This is a genomic window from Streptomyces sp. D2-8 (assembly GCF_023184515.1).
GTDB lineage: Bacteria > Actinomycetota > Actinomycetes > Streptomycetales > Streptomycetaceae > Streptomyces.
Genome location: NZ_JAAHBP010000001.1, coordinates 552377 through 569706 on the forward strand (window position 1 = coordinate 552377; position 17330 = coordinate 569706).

Below are 17330 nucleotides of genomic sequence, written 5' to 3' on the forward strand. Positions count from 1 at the left end.
CCTGGCCCGCGGCCTGGCCGTCTTCGGCATGTACGCGGTCCACGTGGGCCCCGCCCCGAGCCAAGGCGGTGTCAGCGGCCATGCGCATTCGATGAGAGCGATCCGAAGCGGCACCGGCCGCGAGATCCCGACCCCGTCCCCTCGTTTCAGTCCTGGCCAAGCACACTGGTCACGGCCACCGTCGCCGACGGCCCCCGGAGGCGACGGCCCGAGTGTCACTTGGTGACGCCCGGGGTGAGTTGAGCCGCTGCGGCCGGGGTCGCGCCGTGGTGGCGCTGGCGGTGGGTGTAGGTGGTGAGCGCCTGCCAGAGGTCGCGGCGGTCGGTGTCGGGCCACAGGCCCGGGGTGAAGTGCAGCTCGGCGTAGGCCGTGTGCCAGGGCAGGAAGTTGGAGACGCGCTGTTCGCCGCCGGTCCGCCAGAGCAGGTCCACGTCCGGCATGTCCGCCAGGGGCAGGTGCCGTGCGAAGTCGTCCTCGGCGATGAGGGCGGGATCCAGATGGCCGGCCCGCGCCCGGCCGGCCAGGGCGGCGGCCGTGCGGGTGAGTTCGTCCCGGCCGCCGTAGTCGATGCACATCGTCAGCGTCAGGCCGGTGCGGGCGCGGGTGGTGCGCTCCCGCAGATGGAGAAGGTCGGCCAGGTCGGGTGGCAGGCGGCCGGCGCGGCCGTGCCAGCGCAGCCGGACGTCCAGGTCGCGGAAGGGGTCCTCGGCCAGTTCGCCGCGCAGCAGGCCGAGGATCGCGTCGACCTCCTCCGGGTCGCGGTGCCAGTTCTCCGTGGAGAAGGTGTAGAGCGTCAGGTGGCGCAGGCCGATGTCCAGGGCGCCGTGGACCACCTCGCGGACGGCGCCGGCACCGGCGCGGTGGCCCTCGTGCCGGGGCAGGCCGCGCTGCTGGGCCCAGCGGCCGTTGCCGTCCATGATCACGGCGACGTGGGCGGGCAGCCGGCCGGGCGGGATCGCGGGGGGCTGCTCGCCGCTCGGGTGGGGCGGCGGACGCCGGAAGGTGCTGGTGGGCGCCGGCCGGGCGGGTGCCGGTGGCCCGGGGCTGCCGGGGTGGTGCGGCGGCGGCACCGTCAGCGGGGTCAGGCTCCAGGCCAGGGCCGCGCGGGCCCGGGCGGGGGCGAGGACGCGGGCCCGGGTGCGGAGCGCCGGCCGGGGCGGGGAGTTCAGCAGGGCCGGGCCGGCCGCGTCGACGGCGTCGAGCTGGGCGTGCAGCAGGGCGGCCATCGTGTGCAGGACCGTGGCGGGACCGGGGTGCATGCCGCGGGTGAGGGCCTCCTGGGTCACCCACTGGCGGGCCAGGCCGGTCAGATGCGCGATCAGGGCGGCGACGGCGGGGCTCCAGCGGCGCTGCGCCAGGTCGGCCGCCGACCCGGGGTGGAGGTCGAGGGCCTCGGCGGGCAGGAGGAGGTCGCCCTGGGCGAGGTCGGCGGCCAGGTCGGTGAGGATGTCGGTGAGCCGGACGCCGTCGAGGAACTCCTCGTAGGTCTCCCGGGTGTCCAGACGCAGTGCCACGGGGACGCCGGCCCGGTCGAAGACCGTGCGGACCAGGCCGAACCAGGGCAGGAGGTTGTCCCGGCCCCAGGTGCGCCACTGCGCCCAGTCGGCGAAGTGCCTGCCGCGGGTGTCGTCCTGGACCTGGGTCATGGCGTCCCGCAGCTCGGACAGGTCCAGGCGCCAGCGGTTCGCGGTGTCCACCAGGGCGTGACGGACCGGGTCCGGGCTTGCTCCGGTGGGCAGTTCGCGGTGCAGGGCGGCGATCCAGGCCGCGACCCGGGCGGCCCGCTCGGCGGCGGGTGCGGTGCGGTCGTCGCCCAAGTCGTCGAGGGCGTTGGCGGCCGCCCACAGGGCGTGGAGCGCCGGGCGCAGGGCCGCGGGCACCAGCTGGATCAGCGCGTACTCCGCCGGGTCCTGGTCCTTCGTCCGGCGCCGGCACAGTCGGTAGGCCGCCCGCAGGGCCGGATCGTCGCCGGTCACCGGGCGTCCGGCTGGTCCGGGGGATCCGGAGGCCGCTTCTCGCTCTGCCGGTGCTGTGGTCGCGGGGGGCACATCGCTCACACCGAGGACGATACGTCCTGGTTCAGCGCGGTGATCACAGGGCCTGGGTACGCGTCAGCGATCCGCCCCGGCCCGCTCGCGCGTCCCCGCCGGTGCCGGGTACGTCACGGCCCCGGTCCCGGATCGGGCCGTACGGCCTCGGTGATGCCGGCCCGGGCCGCCTCGAGCTGAGCGGCGAACGCGATGCCGAGGAACAGGGCCACCCCGGTCAGGTTGGCCCACAGCAGCAGGGCGACGAAGGCCGTCAGCGGCCCGTAGACGGCGCCGAAGGAGCCGCTCTCGGCGACGTAGAGGGCCAGCAGCCAGGTGGCCGTGATCCACAGCACCAGATGGACCGCGGAGCCGAACGCCAGCCAGGTGTAGCCCGGTTGGTCCCGGCGCGGCGCCCAGCGGAAGATCACCGACGAGGCGACCCACGCGAGCAGCACGCCGATCGGCACGTCGAGCGCGCTCCACCAGTCGAGCCAGGTGCGGGACCAGCCGAGGGCCTGCACCACCGCGCTGCCGACGGCGTCACCGGCCACGAGCACGAGGAACCCCAGCACCATCGGCATGCCCGCGCCGAGGGCGAGGAGCAGGGAACGGCCGTACTTGGCCAGGAAGGGCCGGTCGCGCTCGATGCCGTAGATGCGGTTGGCGCCGCGTTCGACCTGGGCCATCGCCGAGGTCAGGTTGAGCACCGCGAAGGCCAGGCCCAGCCACATGGCGACGGCGCCCCACACGCCGGAACCGGCGCTGCGCTCGGTGCTGTCGAGAGCGTCCTCGATCAGCTTCGCGCTGGCGCCGGGCACGATCCGGCCGAGGGTGAGTTCGATGATCCGCCCCACGCTCTCCGTGTGCACGGTGGTGGCCACGCCGACCAGGGCGATGGTGAACGGCACCATGCCCAGGACCACCTGGAAGGCCAGGGAGCGGGAGCTGCTGAAGCCGTCCGCGTAGCGGAACCGGGTGAACGCGTCGAGGAACAGCCGGCGGCCACCGTAGCGCCGCAGCGCGGTGAACGCCTCGTCTCCGGAGAGTTCCTCCCCGATCATGTCCCGCGTCTGCGGGACGTGCACTGCGGTGCCCATCGAGAAGGTCTCCTTCTGCCTGCCCTGCGTACCGGACCAGCATGCCGGGCGGCACGGCCGCGTGGCGGGTCAGAAGGGCATGCGGCCCCGGGTGCGGCGGCCGGCCGAACCGCTGCGGCTCACCGCGCGGGAACTCGAGTGGAAGGGCTTACTGAAGAGCCTGCCCAGGACGCCGGGGGCCTTGCTGCCGGCCCGGGCGCCGGCGCCGAGCGAACGCTGGGTACCGCGCTCGGGGTGGTGCGAGAGGCGGGGGACGAGGAAGGCGAGCACGGCCAGGAGCACGCACCCGGCGATGACGACGGCGATGATCACAAGTAACTCCCTTGACTGGTCGGGAGATACGGGTGCCCCGTCGCGTCCCCTCCATCCATGTGGCCTTCTCGGTGCCGGTGCCCCGGGTTCCGTCTCTTTCGCCCTCCGCCCGGGACGGGGAGCGGGGCCTCCGGCAGACAACCGGACGCCCCGGGCTCCTCAGAGCCGGCGGCGCCTCTCGACAGCCCGCTGGAGCGCCGTGCGCAGCTCGGCCGACGGCGGCGGGCCGTCCGCTTCCGCACTCGCCGTCACCGCCGCCGCGACATCCCGCAGCTTCGTGTTCGACAGCTGGGACGTCTCCCGCAGGATGTGCCACGCCTCGTAGGACGTGCAGCCGTGCGTGGCCATGAGGATGCCCCGAGCCTGGTCGATGACGGGGCGGGAGGCGATGGCCTGGCGGAGCTGCTCGACCTCCTCCTGGAGGACGTGCAGGCACTCGGCCCGTTCCAGGGCGACCGCCGAGGAGGCGGGGGCGGCCGGCGGCACGTCGGGAACCGGGCCCGTGATGTCCAGGCCGGTCAGCGGGTCGGTCGTGTCCAGGCCAGCCAGCTCCAGGATCCGGCGCGGCTGGCCGTTCCAGTTCGTCGTCGTCACCGTCACGTACTGCTGCCGGCCGTGGTCGGCCAGCACCTCCAGGAACCGCAGACCGGCCGTGTCCATGAAGTGCACGCCCGCCATGTCCAGATCGACCCGGGTGACGGTGGCCGGCAGGCCGGCCAGGGTTCTGGCCAGGATTTCCGCACAGCCGTGGACGAGCTCACCCCGCGGAGTGAACTCGGCGCGGTCCGCGTCGACGCGGCCACAGATGACCAGGGTGTCCAGCCCTCCTGTGAGATGTGGTGATGCCGCTGAGGTCATGTCACCGCCTTGTCGGTCCTCGTCGGTCCTGTTCGTCTCGCCGGACTGCACGACGTCACTCACCCCCGTGGACGTCGGTGTGAGGTGCGCCTGCCCGCCGTACGGCGTACTACACACGTTTCGGGGGAATGAGCTTCTCCCGTACGGGTACGAGCGCCAGTGGTCCACAAGCGTGGGGAGAGGGGCTTGAACACTCGGCATCACCTGTCGGCGACCGGCCCCCGCGGCCCCGTGCCGGGCCTTGCGGTGTTCCCGCTGGCCGGTCAGCAGGGCGTGAGGGCGGCGGGAGAAGTCGGCCTGACGACACGTGCGATCTGGGAAGGCGTACTGGAACGGGCTGTTCGCGAGGACGAGGACGTGTACTACCTCGAGCTGTCCGGCGTGACGTTCGTCGACGTCGCGGGCGCCGGTGCGCTCGCGGCCGCCGCAGGGCAGCTCCGGGACGGCCGGCGGTTCGTGGTGCGCCGGCCGCCGCCCGCGCTGCGGCGCACGCTGGACCTGCTGTGGCCGGGCCAGCCGGGAATCGAGGTGTCGACGTCATGACCGCCGCCGTCACCGAGCCCTTCGGACCCCTCGACCCCTTCGCCCACCCCGCGCTCTTCTACCGGGACGAGCAGGAGTACCTCGACGGCACCCTGCCCTTCGTGCACGCCGGCCTGGACGCCGGCGAGCCGGTCGCCGTCGCCGTGCCCGGCAAGAACCTCGCCCTGATCAGGGACGCGCTGGGGGACGCCGCCGACGCCGTGCGGCTCCTCGACATGCGCGAGGCCGGACGCAACCCCGGGCGGATCATCCCCGGCGTGCTGCGCGCCTTCGCCGACGCCCAGCCCCCCGGCCGCCGGGTGCGGATCATCGGCGAGCCCGTCTGGGCGGGCCGCTCCGAGACCGAGTACCCGGCCTGCGCCCAGCACGAGGCGCTCATCAACGCCGCCTTCCGGGGCCGTACGGCGACGATCATGTGCCCGTACGACGTCGCGCGGCTGCCCGAGCACATCGTCGCCGACGCGTACGCGACCCACCCCACCGTCCTCCACCCCGGCTCCCGGGCGGAGCAGGACAGCGACGCGTACGCCCCCGAGGACGTCGTCGTCCGCTACAACGAGCCGCTGCCGCCCGTGCGGGAGGCGTTGACGTTCGCCTTCCACTCCGACTCGCTCTCCCACGCCCGGCACGTGGCCGTCGGGGAGGGCGCGCGGCTCGGCCTCGTCGGCGTGAAGCTGGACGACATGGCCCTCGCCACGGCCGAGCTCACCACCAACAGCGTGGTGCACGGCGGCGGTTCGGGCGTGCTGCGGGTGTGGGCCGAGGACGGCTACGTGGTGTGCGAGGTCCGCGACGAGGGGCACCTCGCGGACCTCCTGGCCGGACGCCGGCCCGTGCCCCGCGAGCAGCGCGGCGGGCGCGGGATCCTGCTGGTCAACCTGATCGCCGACCTGGTGCGGGTGCACCGCGGCGACAGCGGGACGACCGTGCGCTGCTGGTTCGCCTGCTGACCGGCGCCTGACGCTCAGGTGCCCAGCGGGTCCAGCGCCAGCGGCGCGATCCTGCCCTCCAGCATCGCCCCGAGACCCTGCACGGCACACACGTCCGGGCGCTCGGCGATGTGCACCGGCATGCCGGTCGCCTGCCGCAGCATCTGGTCCAGGCCCGGCAGCAGGGCACTGCCGCCGACCATCATGATCCCGCGGTCGGCGAGGTCGGCGACCAGGTCGGGCGGGCAGTCCCGCAGCACCTTGCCGATGCCGTCGAGGATCGCGGTGAGCGGCGCCTGGATGGCGTCCCGTACGGCCGCGGTGTCGACCTGGACGGAGCGGGCCAGGCCCGTGGCGACGTCCCGGCCGTGGATCTCCGTGGAGGCCGGGCCCTGCGCGGTGAGGCCGTTGCCGGACAGGGCCAGCTGCAACGGCCGGACCGACTGGCTCGGCAGCATCAGCTCGTGCTCGTGGCGCAGGTGCTGCACGATCGCGTGATCGACGGCCTCGCCGCCCACCGCCATGCGCTCGGCGGTGACGATCGAGCCGAGGGACAGCACGGCCACCTGCGTGGCCGCCGCACCGCACACCATGATCATCGTGGCTTCGGGCTGCTCCACGGGCAGCCCGCAGCCGACGGCCGCGGCGATGAGCGTGTCGACCAGTTCCACGCGGCGCACCCCCAGGCCGACGAGGGTCTCGATCGCGGCACGCTGGGCCAGCGGGTCGGCGTCGTGCGGGATGCAGGCCGCGGCGCGCAGGATCGGCTTGCGGCGCAGACTGCGGCGCATCTTGTCGCCGAGCAGGTGCCGCAGCATGCGCTGCGCCATCTCGATGTCGACGACGGTGCCGCCGGAGACCGGCCGTACCACCCGGATGTAGTGCGGGGTGCGGCCGGTCATCTTCTCGGCGAGCTCGCCGACCGCGATCAGCGCGCCGGTACGGGTGTTCACGGCGGCGGCGGACGGTTGGTCGACGACGAGCCCGGCGCCCTTGACGTAGACGCGTGTGCGGGCCGCCCCCAGGTCGACGGCGAAATGGCAGCGGCGCAGCTGCTCCAGACTGGCGGTCATGGCAGGTCCTCCCGAGAGCACAGACCGTGGGGGGCCGCCAGGTGGCGGGCCTCGCAGACGTGGGTCCGCCGGGTGGCGGGCCTCCTTCGCATCGTGCGCGGGAGCGGGCCGGGGCGCCTTTCGTGGGGGGCCGGGCGGGGTGCCGCCGAACGGGGGGTTCGACGTTCCGTCACAGGGAGTGCGCGGCCTCCAGCAGGGGCGCGAGGGAGGTCACGGTGGTCTCGCAGCCGGCCTCGCGCAGCTGCCGGTCGGTGGTGGTGTTCCGGGCGAGGCCGACGAAGCGCAGCCCGGCCCGCTGGGCGGCGGCGAGCTCGGCGACCGTGGAACCGATCACCAGGCCCGTCGCTGCGGACCCGTCACAGGCCTCCAGTGCACGCAGCATGCAGTCCGGGTGCGGGGTGAGCAGAGAGAGGTCCTCGGCGCGTCCGTGGACGCCGGCCAGGGGCAGGTTTCCGTAGGGCCGCAGATAGCGGGGTACGGCCTCGGCGCAGACGTCCGTGATCACACCGACGCGGCGGCCGGAGGCATGCAGGGTACGAATCAGGGGCGCGGAGTTGTGCGTCGCCGGCGCGTGCGGCACCGCCAGGAGTTCGAGCTCGTCCAGACGCTCCCGCAGCAGCGGCCCGAGCGGGTCCTGCGCGAACGCCCGGAGCACGTCCAGCGGATGGGCGAACGTCTCCCGCACCGCGCCGGGCAGGGCGTGCCGCGGGTCGCGGTGCTCGTCGACGAGGGCGAGCAGGTCGCGCACGGCCTCGCGTGCGGTGCTCGCCGAGAACAGGCGGGCCATCGGGCCGTCGAAGCCGAGCAGCACGGTCTCGGCCTCGCCGAGGAGCCGCGGCAGCGGGCGCTGCGCGGGAGCGGTCCCCTGTGGTCCGGGCAGGGCCGCCCCCTCGGGGCCGAGCTGCACCGACGCCGTCACCGACAGCCCGGGCACCGGCCAGTGGCGCAGCCCGGCGTTGACCGCGCGCTGGGCGGCACCGGCCCGGCGCAGCGGATGCCGGCGGGTGATACGGGCGGCCTCCTCCAGCAGATGACCGAGCAGCGGCTCGGACACCCGGCCGACGTCGGCACGCACGAAGGCGACCGGGTCCTCCACGTGCCAGGACAGCTCGACCGCGGCGGCGAAGGCGGCCTTGCCGGAACTCGGCAGGGAGACCCGGTGGTGGGCCTGGTGCGTGGTCAGGTCCACCTCGTAGTACGTCACGAGCCGCGGCGTCCCCTCGCCGTGCGGCCGGGCGGGGTTGAGGAGGATCAGCGGGCCGTCGGGCCGGGTGTGGACGACGGCCGTGCGGCCCGGTGCCGGTATGCCGAGCCGGCGCAGGTCGCGTGTGATGAAGGGGCCCTGCACCAGGTCACGGGCCTCGGGTTCGGGGGTCGTGGCGGGAGACAGCGGGCAGTACCAGGCGACGGGCGGGGTGTCCGTGGCGCCGTCCTGGTAGAGGGGCTGGAAGCGCTGGGGGCCCTGGGCGGCCGAGCTGGCGGCGAACTGCTCGTAGACGGCCGGGGAGACGATCACCTGGATGTCGGCGGGCACGGGCGGTGGCTCGGGGGGCGGCGCGGGCCGGTCCCAGAACGTGACGGTCAGGGGCGGCGGGTCCACGAGCCCGGTGAGGACCTCGGGCAGGCCGCGCAGCACGGCGACCAGGACGGGGAGGAGGTAGGTGCCGGGTTCGGTGTGGACCTCGTAGCCGCTGCCGCGGACGCGTACGTCGAACCGGTGGGGGGCGAGCGCGCCGCGGGAGAGCATCTCGTGCACCGCGTACTCGAGGGTGATGCGGGCCTCGGGGTGGCCGGTGAGGTCGTCGGCCTCGAAGAGGATCGTGGGGGCGGAGGCCTCCGGCCCGGACCGCAGATCCGCCCTGAGGGCGCGCAGCCGGTCCCGGGTGGCCGCGGCGGCGGGGCCCGGGACGCCGTCGAGGGGGTCGCCGTACCAGAGGCCGAGGGCGCGCCGGGGGTCGGCGGGGTCACCCGCGAGGAGCCGCTCGCAGTGCAGCACGTCGACGTACACGTCGGGTACGTGCAGGGCGTACGAGTGGGAGAGGGCGACGAGGCCGCCGTCCGGCAGTACCTGCCGGACCTCCGCCGCCAGGGCGTCGAGGCGCTGGGCGGCCTCGCTCTCCGGCAGGGGTTCCTCCCACAGCCCGCGGGCCAGTTCGGAGTGGGGCACGCGCACGCCGTGCCGGAGGAGCAGCATGCACAGCAGCGCCTGGGCCTTCGGGGAGGGCGGTTCCACGGGCTCCGTGCCCGCGCTGATGCGCAGGGGACCGAGCAGGGTGAAGGAGCGCGGCGGTGGCCACTCGGCGGGCAGGCGGGCGGCGTAGGCGGCGGCTTCGGGCAGTTCGTGCCGGTCGATCAGATCGAGCAGTTCCCGGTGCTCGGCGGGCACCTGGGCGCCGGCGGCCAACTGCTTGAGCAGCCACCGGAACTCCGCGACGTCCGCCTCGGGGGCCTTGTCCCGGGACTCCTCGCCCAGGGTGATGCGGCTGAGCAGCACCGTGCCGTCGGGGCGCAGCAGCAGACCGGCCGGCCCGCGCTCCCCGCGCACCAGGCCGCGCGCGTGCAGGGCCTCCATCCCTGCCATGCCCTGGCACACCAGGCGGGCGAAGGCCGGGAAGGTGATGCCCGAGAGCACTTCGGAGACCGTCAGGCCGTCCACGAACTCCGTCACCAGGTAGGGCGCGTCGCCCTCCACCCCGAAGTCGAGCACCTTCACCACATGCGGATCGTCGATCCCGGCCAGCGCCCGCGCCTGGCTCAGGAACCGTTCCTGCGGGGCGGGCTGCTCACGGTACCGGCGCACGATCACCTGCCGGTCGGTGCGGACGTCCACGGCCCGGGACACGCGCCCTTCCCAGTCGCGCCGCCCGGTCAGCCGGTACCGCCCCGCGAACAGCACCTCCCCGCCCAGCCGCCGCACGGTCTCCTCGCTGACCGTCGCGAACGCCGGGCCCGCCTCGCCCCGGCCGCCGTCCGTCTCGGCCCGGAACTCCCCGGCCGCGAGCCCCGCGCGCTCGTCGATCAGGCCCCCGACCTGTTCGAGGAACTCCCGTGTCCGGCCGCGGGCCGTGCGGGGGAGGGAGCGCAGCAGCAACTCCCGTACGCCGGGCCGGAACTCGTAGGAGCCGGGCGGGCCGGGGGCGGAGGTGAGCATGCCGCTGAGGATCACCTCGGCCAGGTGCTGGGGGCGTGGGTCGCGTTCCAGGGTCCGCTGGACGAGGCGCATCACCGGGACCGAGGGGACCGCCAGCGCGAGGTGCCCGGCGAGGCGGAAGGCCTCCGGGGAGGCGGTGGCGCGAAAGCGCAGGACCAGGTCCTCGGGGGAGGAGGTGGTGATGTCGGGGGTGGGCTCGGCGGGGGGCGCGGGAACGGGCGGCAGCCAGGCCACCGCGCCGGGTGTCCGGGCACCGCCCGGGTCGGCGAGCAGGGTCGCCCAGTGCGCGAGCCAGGGGGCGCCCGGTTCCAGGACCGGCAGCGGGACGGCCCCCTCCGGGGGCGGTGACGCGTCGTACGGGGTGAACGCGAGGGTCGCCGTGGGGGCCGCGGTGGCCGGTGACGTCAGCAGGCCGGGCTCGGCGGGCAACGCCGTGGTGGACCACAGGTGTTCGGGGAGGGGCTGGACCACGGCGAGCGGCATGTGGTGGGCCCAGTGCCGCAGGGTGCGGTACCAGCGGTCGCCCGCCTCGCCCGGGCGCCACTGCGGTCCCATGCAGTCGCTGACGACGAGGGTGACCGTGCGGCCGTCGTCGAGGACGGGGACATGGCGGGCCCGGCCGTCGGGCGTGGCCGGGTGCAGGGTGACCGTGCGGAAGATGCCCGACTGGGCGAGCGCCGTGTGCAGTTCGCTCACCAGGGGGTGCCAGACCGGCATGGTGGGGCCGGTGTCGTGCACGAGGTTCAGGCGCAGCCAGCGGTCGGGTGCCGGGCGCAGCACGGGGAACCACACGTCCGGGTGGGCGCCGAGCCGGGCGATCCGGTCGGCCGTCGCGCGCTCGTCCAGCAGGCGCAGATGCGGGGAGGGCACCTTGCGCTGCAGCGGACGCAGGGCGCGCTGCAGCGCGAGGGGATGGGGCAGCATCGGCGGCGCGGGCGCGAGGAGGGGTGATCCGCCGCCGGGGTGGTGGTGCGGGCGGTCCGGGGACCGTGGGGTGGGGAGACGGAGGGGGACTCGGTCGGGGGCGGCCCGGTCAGGAGGCTCGGCGGTGGGCGGCGGTACGGGGGCGGCGGGGGCCGGCTCCTCGGGGCCGGGAGCCTCCGCGCCGGTGGCGGGAGCTTCGGGAACGATCGGCCGGCCGCTCTCGGGCTCCCCGGTCGGCGGCTCCAACTGGCCTGCCACCCACAGCAGTTCGGCGATCTCCCGCGGTGTCGGCGCAGCGCCGGCCGCCGACAGTGCCGCCGCCAGCCGGCCGACCGGGGACGGCTCGGGACCCTCAGAAGCCATCGCCGTCGGCCGTCGCACTGAGGTACGGCATCAGCTGCTCGGCGAGGTCGTCGCGGGACTCGGCGTCCAGGCCCGCCACTCCCGTGAGGTAGAGGGCGTTCAGCAGCTGGTCGGTGGCCAGTTCGCCGCCGGAGGCCCGCTCCAGGAAGCGGTTGATCAGGCGGTCCGCGTCGCCGCTCGGTGTGTCGAGGTGGGCCCGGACGATGCGGGTGAGCTGGTCCCGGCCGGGGCGGCGCAGCTTCAGCCGGACGCAGCGGCGCAGGAAGGCCGGCGGGAACTCACGCTCCCCGTTGCTGGTCAGCACGACGAACGGAAAGGCGCGGCAGCGGACCCGGCCGCGCCGCACGGTGACCGGGGTGTCCGTCCCGTCGGCGAGGACCTCGGCCGCGCCGTCGCCGGAGTGCCGGGCGGCACGGACCAGTTCGGGGATCTCGTACTGGCCCTCCTCCAGGACGTTCAGCAGGTCGTTCGGCAGGTCGAGGTCGCTCTTGTCGATCTCGTCGACGAGCAGCGCGCGGGGCCGGCCGTAGGGCAGCAGGGCCGTGCCGAGCGGGCCGAGGCGCAGGTGGTCCTCGACACCGCCCGGCTTGTCCTGCCCCTCCCGGGCCGCGTACAGCCGGGACAGCGGGTCGTACTGGTAGAGGCCGTCGGCCAGCGAACTGCGGCTGGTGATGTTCCAGCGCAGCACCGGGCCGAGCCGCAGCTCACGCGCCACCGCGTAGGCGAGGGACGACTTGCCGGTGCCGGGCGGGCCGGTGACGAGCAGGGGGCGGCGCAGGCACAGCGCGGCGTTGACGAGCCGGACGCTCTCCTCGGTGGCGACATACGACTTCGCCCGGTGCACACGGTCGGGGGAGACGGCCGTCACGTCGTCACCGTCGTGCGGCGGCGGCAGGGCGGGCCCGCCGTCGAAGGCACGCCAGGGCGGCGGGGCGGGCAGGTCGTCGATGCCGTCGTGCGGCTCGTTGCGGCCGGTGTAGACGGACCAGTGCGGCATGGGGAGTGGTCTCCGCTCTCCGTTTTCGTGCGGGTGTCTCTCAGGCGCGTCGCGGGCGGGTGGGTCAGGCCACCGGCGACCTCGCGTGCGCGGCGGCGACGGCGTGCGGGTCGGTGAAGACCCGCGGGTCGTCCCAGAGCAGCTGGATGCCGCGGGCCCAGTGGTCCTCCTCCGCGAGCGCCTCCTCGCGCAGGGCGAGGACGTGGCGCGGGAGTTCGGCGGGCGGTACGGCCATGACGTGGGTGTCGAGCGCGTCGAGGAACGCCTTTCCGGTGCAGCCGTCCGCTCCGGCGCACTCCTCCTGCCCGGAGCCGCAGCCGCCCCGCGACCACACGATCAGCGGGGCCGGCGCGGCGAGCGAGGTGTCGAAGTGCCGCCGGGTGCGGGCGGTGGCCGGGGCGGTGCCGAACCCGGCGAGGCAGGCGTCGTGCTGCCGCAGCCGCAACCGCAGCCGCCCGGGCTCCTCCGGCCCGCCGCACTCCACCCGGTGCATCCGCGCGCCCGGCCAGGAGTCGAGGCGCTTCCACGCCCGGGTCAGCACGTGTCGGGTGCTGGCCTTGCGGCGGGCGTGGTCGGTGACGACCAGCGGGTAGACGCAGCCGAGCGGCGTGTCGTCGTCCGGGGCGCTCTCCCAGCGGTCGACCGGCCAGTCCAGCCAGTCACGGGGCAGCGCGAACGCGACCAACTCGTCCGCGCCGGGCGTCAGATACCGGAAGGCCGCCTCGATCCCCTCCTGCACGTACGCGTGCAGCCGGTGCTGCTCGACCGTGCCGGAGTCGACCGGGTGCCGCCGCCCCTCGCTGTACGCGGACACCTCCACGCGGACCAGGTCGTCGCCCGCTCCGCTGTGCCCGAGCTCGACGAGGATCGGCGACCAGTCGGGCGCCGACGGCTCCACGGCCGGGGGGTGCAGCAGGTCCTGAATCCGGTCGGCGAACCGGGCGACGGTCCGCGCGGCGCCCGGGCCGTCGAGTTCGCACAGCACGAACAGGGCCGCCGACCACAGCGAGTCGAACCCCTCCTCGGGCGGCGGGGGATCGAACGGGTCGGCCGCCGCCGTGTACAGCCGCACCGGGTCGCAGTCGACGCCCGCGCGGGCCGCCTTCTCGACCAGGGCGCGTAGCCGGGCCCGGTCGGCGGTGGTGTGGTCGGAGGTGGGGACCAGGCTCTGCAGGTCCGGCCAGTAGCGGGCCATGACCTGGGTGGGCATCATCCGGCCGGTGCGGACCTCCCCGCTGCCGGCGTCCGCCGTGACCATGCCGACGACCTCGCCGGTGTCGGCCAACGTGACGGCGGCCCCGCTGAAGCCGGGGGCCAGGGGCTGGCCGCCCTGGTGCCAGGCCTCCAGCTGGAGCCACTCCCGTCTGATCAACTGCGGTGCGGTGACACGGCATTCGGCGAGGGTGCCCTCGTCGAAGCCGTCCGGGAAGCCGTAGACGACGAGCTTGCGGGCCGTCGGGCCGTGCGCCGCGTCGACCGGGGCCAGCGCGGCCGGGGCGATCGGCATCTCCCGGTCCAGCTCCAGCACGGCCAGGTCGCCGGGGTCGGTGACGCCGCCGCTCCAGCCGCCGTGCGCGACGACCCGGGCGGGTACGGCCGGGGTGCCGGGCCGCTCCGTGAAGGTCACGGCCAGGTCCTCGCCGTCGCCGACGACATGAGCGCACGTCAGCACCGTGCTCGGGGTGAGAAGGAAACCCGCTCCGGCCACCCGGCCCCGTAACTCGATCCGGGCGTGCCACTCGGCGCTGTGCGGAGCGCTCGCCGGTGTGCTGTCCACGGCGCTGTTCATGAGGCGGCGCCGGCCTCCGGCGAGGACGGGGCCTCCGGCGAGGACGGGGACCAGGTCAGTTTGACCACCAGATGGCCCTCGGCGGTGCCCTTGGCGATGAACGCGCCCGTCTCGGCGGCCAGTTTCACCCCGAACTCGATCTCCACCCCGTCGGGCCTCAGCGAGCCGTCCCGGAAGACGCGCAGCGCGGACTCGGCCGCCGCCCGCACGCCGTCCAGGGCACCCTCGAAGGTGCGGGCCGCCTGGACCGTACCGTCGCCGCGGGCGACCAGGCGGGAGCCGGACCGCTCCTCCACCGCCTCGACCGCGACCACGGCACCGTCACCGGTTCTGAACTCGACCAACCCGTCCACGGAACCCCCGTCGTTCGTTGCGTTGGGCATTCCCATTGTGACGGAAGGTACTTGATGACGCATCGGGCATTCACCCGGGTCACGGTCCGACGGTCCCCCGGATCACCCCCAGCTCCACCAGGTCCTGGGGCCGGATGCGGAGCTGGTCCGCCGTCGCCTCCACCTCGCGTGGGGGCCGTTTGAGGATGGCCGCCGCGAGTTCGGGGGTGATCACGGAGAAGTAGCTGTCGGGGGTGGCCCAGGTGTTGCCGGGTGCGGCCAGGGCCAGTGCGCCGCCGGAGCCGCCCTCGCCGATCACCAGCGTGGTCACCGGGGTGCGGGCCCCTGCGACCGCGCCGAACAGGTCGGCGATCGCCGCGCCCGCGCCCTGCCGCTCCGCCTCCGCGTCGTTGGCCGCGCCCGGGGTGTCCACGAGGGTCAGCACCGGGAGGCCCAGCCGGTCCGCGAGGCGGATCAGCCGGGCCGCGGTGCGATAGCCGGCGGGGCGGGTCGCGGTCCCGGTCTGCGCGGCGTACGCGACCGTACGGCCCTCGTGCGTGCCGAAGCCGCACAGCATGCCGTCCGGGTCCGTGCCGCCGCAGCGGTCCCCGCTGATCGCGGCCCGGTCGGTGAAGTAGGCGTCCAAGTAGGCTGCCGCGCGCGGTCGTTGCGGGGAACGGGCGCGGCGGACGGCGTCCCAGCCCGTGGCGGGCAGGACCGCGGACCCGCCCAGCGGTTCGGGCGGCGGGGCGGGCGTGGTGGACGGGCGGGTCAGCAACCGCAGCCACCGCCCGAGCGTCTCGCGCAGCTCCTCCGGCCGAACGACCGCGTCCGCCGCCCCCGACGCGACCTGCGCCTCCGCCGTGTACGCCGCCGGGTCCGCGTCCGCCGGCCGCACCCGGGAGCCTGCGAAGCCGACCTGGGCGCCGGGCAGCGCGAGCACCACGTCGGCGCCCGCGCCGAGAGTGGCCCAGCCGCCCCCGGTCGTCGGGTCGCGCAGGACCGCGACCTGCGCGAGACCGGCCTCCCGGGTGAGCGCCGACTGACGTGCCACCCGCTGGAGTTGGGTCAGCGCGAGCATGCCCTCCTGCATGCGGCTGCCGCCCGTCGCCACCAGCGGCACGACCGGGAAGCGGCGTTCGCGGGCGTACGCGTACGCCGCCTCCAGCCGGTCGCCGGTGCGCTCGCCCAGGGAGCCGCCGAGGAAGCCGAACTCGAACGCGATCAGCACGGCCCGGATGCCGCCGACGCGGGCGGTGCCGCAGACCACGGACTCCTGCTCGCCGGTGCGTTCGGCGGCCCGGGCGCGGGAGGCGTCGTAGCCCGGCCAGGCGAGCGGGCCGTCGGGCCGCGACTGCCGTGTGGGGGCGGGTAGTTCGGCGAAGGTGCCGTCGTCGGCGAGGGCGGTGACGACCGCGCGGGCGGAGAGGCGCTCAGCCATGGGCCAGCGCCCGCTTCATGATCTTCCCCATGTCGTTGCGGGGCAGTGCGTCGAGGTGGTGGAGGACCCGGGGCCGCTTGTGCGGGGCGAGCCGCTGCGCCACATGGTCGGCCAACTCCTCCAGCCCGGGCGGCGACTGGGGATCCGCCGGCACGATCCACGCCACGATCCGCTCACCGAGATCGGGGTCCGGCTCCCCGGTGACGGCCGCCTCCCGCACCCCGGGGTGTTCGAGGAGCGCGTTCTCGATCTCACCGGCCCCGATCTTGTATCCGCCGCTCTTGATCAGGTCGGTGGCCTTGCGGCCGACGATCCGGACGTAGCCGTCGGGGTCGCGCACCGCCATGTCGCCGGTGCGGAACCAGCCGTCGGCGGTGAAGGCGGCGGCGGTGGCGTCGGGGCGGTTGAGGTACTCGGTGAACAGGTTCGGGCCGCGCACCTGGATCTCGCCCACCGTCTCCCCGTCGTGCGCGGTGACCTCCGAGCCGTCCTCCTCGACCAGCCGCAGTTCCACGCCCGGCAGGGGCACGCCGACCGTGCCCGGGCGGGCCTCGCCGTCGGCACGGACGCTGGTGTTCATCAGCGTCTCCGTCATGCCGTACCGCTCGATCACCCGCCGCCCGGTCGCGGTCGCGATCCGGCCGTGGTCGTGCACGGGCAGCGCGGCCGAACCGGAGACCAGCAGCCGCGCCCCGGTCAGCGCCTTCACCAGTTCCGGGTCGCTCGTCACCGCCTCCGCGATGCGGTGGTACATCGTCGGCACGCCGAACAGCATGGTCGCGCCGCCGGTCAGCTCGCGGGCCACGCCCTGGGTGCTGAAGCGGCCCAGGTGCCGCACCGAAGCGCCGCGCCGCAGCGGGCCGAGCGTGCCCAGGACCAGGCCGTGCACGTGGAACAGCGGCAGTCCGTGGACGAGGACGTCGTCGCCGGTCCACTGCCAGGCGTCGGCCAGCGCGTCCAGGGTCGAGGCGATCGCCCGGCGCGGGATGACGGCGCCCTTGGGCGGGCCGGTGGTGCCGGAGGTGTAGACGATCAGGGCCGGGGCCTCGTCGTCGGCGTGGTCCTCGGGGGCGGTGCCGGTGCCGTGGACGTCGACGTCGAGGCGGGGCAGGTCTCGTACAGGCGAAGGGAGTTGGTCGCCCGGGGCCGTGAGCACCAGGTCGGGGGCGCTGTCGGACAGGATGTGACCGAGCTCCTTCTCGCCGGACTTGGGGTTGAGCGGTACGGCGGGCACTCCGGCCAGCAGCGCGGCGACGACCGCGACGGCCGTCTCCATCGTGGGCGTCGCCCAGACGGCGACCCGCGTGGCCTCGCCGATGCGGCCCGTCAGCGCTCCGGCCGCGGCGGCGAGCTGCGCGTAGGTCAGGGAGCGCTCGCCGAACCGGAGGGCGGGGCGGTCGGCCGGGGCTTCGGTCAGGGCCGGGAAGAGAGGGGTCACGCGTCCGTCTCCTTAGCTGTTTGCCTGTCTGTCTGTTCCATGGGGCATCGGCC

General features: G+C 75.0%; 13 protein-coding genes. 2 read left to right on the forward strand and 11 right to left on the reverse strand.

Annotated features, from left to right (window positions below):
• Window positions 1-215: 215 nt before the first annotated feature.
• The 4 genes from uppS to G3I77_RS02470 form a co-directional block, all read right to left on the reverse strand.
• Window positions 216-2057, reverse strand: coding sequence for a polyprenyl diphosphate synthase (gene uppS, locus G3I77_RS02455; RefSeq protein WP_308311353.1), 1842 nt, complete (start codon window positions 2055-2057; stop codon window positions 216-218).
• A gap of 104 nt (window positions 2058-2161) precedes the next feature.
• Window positions 2162-3127 (reverse strand): YihY/virulence factor BrkB family protein, encoded by a 966-nt coding sequence (locus G3I77_RS02460; protein ID WP_248500754.1) that lies wholly within the window; start codon window positions 3125-3127, stop codon window positions 2162-2164.
• A 69-nt stretch (window positions 3128-3196) separates the two neighbouring features.
• Window positions 3197-3439 carry a DUF6411 family protein gene (locus G3I77_RS02465; RefSeq protein WP_184846013.1) on the reverse strand — a complete coding sequence of 81 codons (243 nt, stop codon included), beginning with the start codon at window positions 3437-3439 and terminating at the stop codon, window positions 3197-3199.
• A 159-nt stretch (window positions 3440-3598) separates the two neighbouring features.
• Complete coding sequence (locus G3I77_RS02470) at window positions 3599-4297, reverse strand: ANTAR domain-containing protein (protein WP_248500755.1); 699 nt, start codon at window positions 4295-4297, stop codon at window positions 3599-3601.
• Window positions 4298-4483: 186 nt separating this feature from the next.
• Here G3I77_RS02470 and G3I77_RS02475 point away from each other — a divergent pair, with 186 nt between their 5' ends.
• Window positions 4484-4840: an STAS domain-containing protein gene (locus G3I77_RS02475; protein WP_248500756.1), complete on the forward strand. Its 357-nt coding sequence runs from the start codon at window positions 4484-4486 to the stop codon at window positions 4838-4840.
• Entirely contained in the window at window positions 4837-5790 is a 954-nt protein-coding gene (locus G3I77_RS02480; protein WP_248500757.1) for an anti-sigma factor RsbA family regulatory protein, read from the forward strand. The genes G3I77_RS02475 and G3I77_RS02480 overlap by 4 nt, the downstream gene beginning before the upstream one ends.
• Window positions 5791-5804: 14 nt before the next feature.
• Here G3I77_RS02480 and G3I77_RS02485 read toward each other — a convergent pair whose 3' ends face one another.
• The 7 genes from G3I77_RS02485 to G3I77_RS02515 form a co-directional block, all read right to left on the reverse strand.
• Entirely contained in the window at window positions 5805-6842 is a 1038-nt protein-coding gene (locus G3I77_RS02485) for a rod shape-determining protein (RefSeq protein ID WP_248500758.1), read from the reverse strand.
• A 169-nt stretch (window positions 6843-7011) separates the two neighbouring features.
• The gene (locus G3I77_RS02490; protein ID WP_248500759.1) at window positions 7012-11280 is read right to left on the reverse strand and encodes an SAV_2336 N-terminal domain-related protein; all 4269 of its coding nucleotides are present in this window, start codon (window positions 11278-11280) and stop codon (window positions 7012-7014) included.
• On the reverse strand, window positions 11270-12277 hold the full coding sequence (locus G3I77_RS02495; protein WP_248500760.1) for a MoxR family ATPase: 1008 nt from the start codon (window positions 12275-12277) through the stop codon (window positions 11270-11272). The genes G3I77_RS02490 and G3I77_RS02495 overlap by 11 nt, the downstream gene beginning before the upstream one ends.
• Before the next feature lie 64 nt (window positions 12278-12341).
• Complete coding sequence (locus G3I77_RS02500; RefSeq protein ID WP_248500762.1) at window positions 12342-14054, reverse strand: trypsin-like peptidase domain-containing protein; 1713 nt, start codon at window positions 14052-14054, stop codon at window positions 12342-12344.
• A gap of 8 nt (window positions 14055-14062) precedes the next feature.
• On the reverse strand, window positions 14063-14419 hold the full coding sequence (locus tag G3I77_RS02505; protein WP_248501443.1) for a CU044_2847 family protein: 357 nt from the start codon (window positions 14417-14419) through the stop codon (window positions 14063-14065).
• Between the two features lie 79 nt (window positions 14420-14498).
• A complete protein-coding gene (locus G3I77_RS02510; protein WP_248500764.1) occupies window positions 14499-15839 on the reverse strand; it encodes a carboxyl transferase domain-containing protein in 1341 nt (446 codons plus the stop codon).
• The gene (locus tag G3I77_RS02515) at window positions 15832-17277 is read right to left on the reverse strand and encodes an acyl-CoA synthetase (RefSeq protein ID WP_248500765.1); all 1446 of its coding nucleotides are present in this window, start codon (window positions 17275-17277) and stop codon (window positions 15832-15834) included. Before G3I77_RS02515 ends, G3I77_RS02510 begins: the two co-directional genes overlap by 8 nt.
• Window positions 17278-17330: the final 53 nt, after the last annotated feature.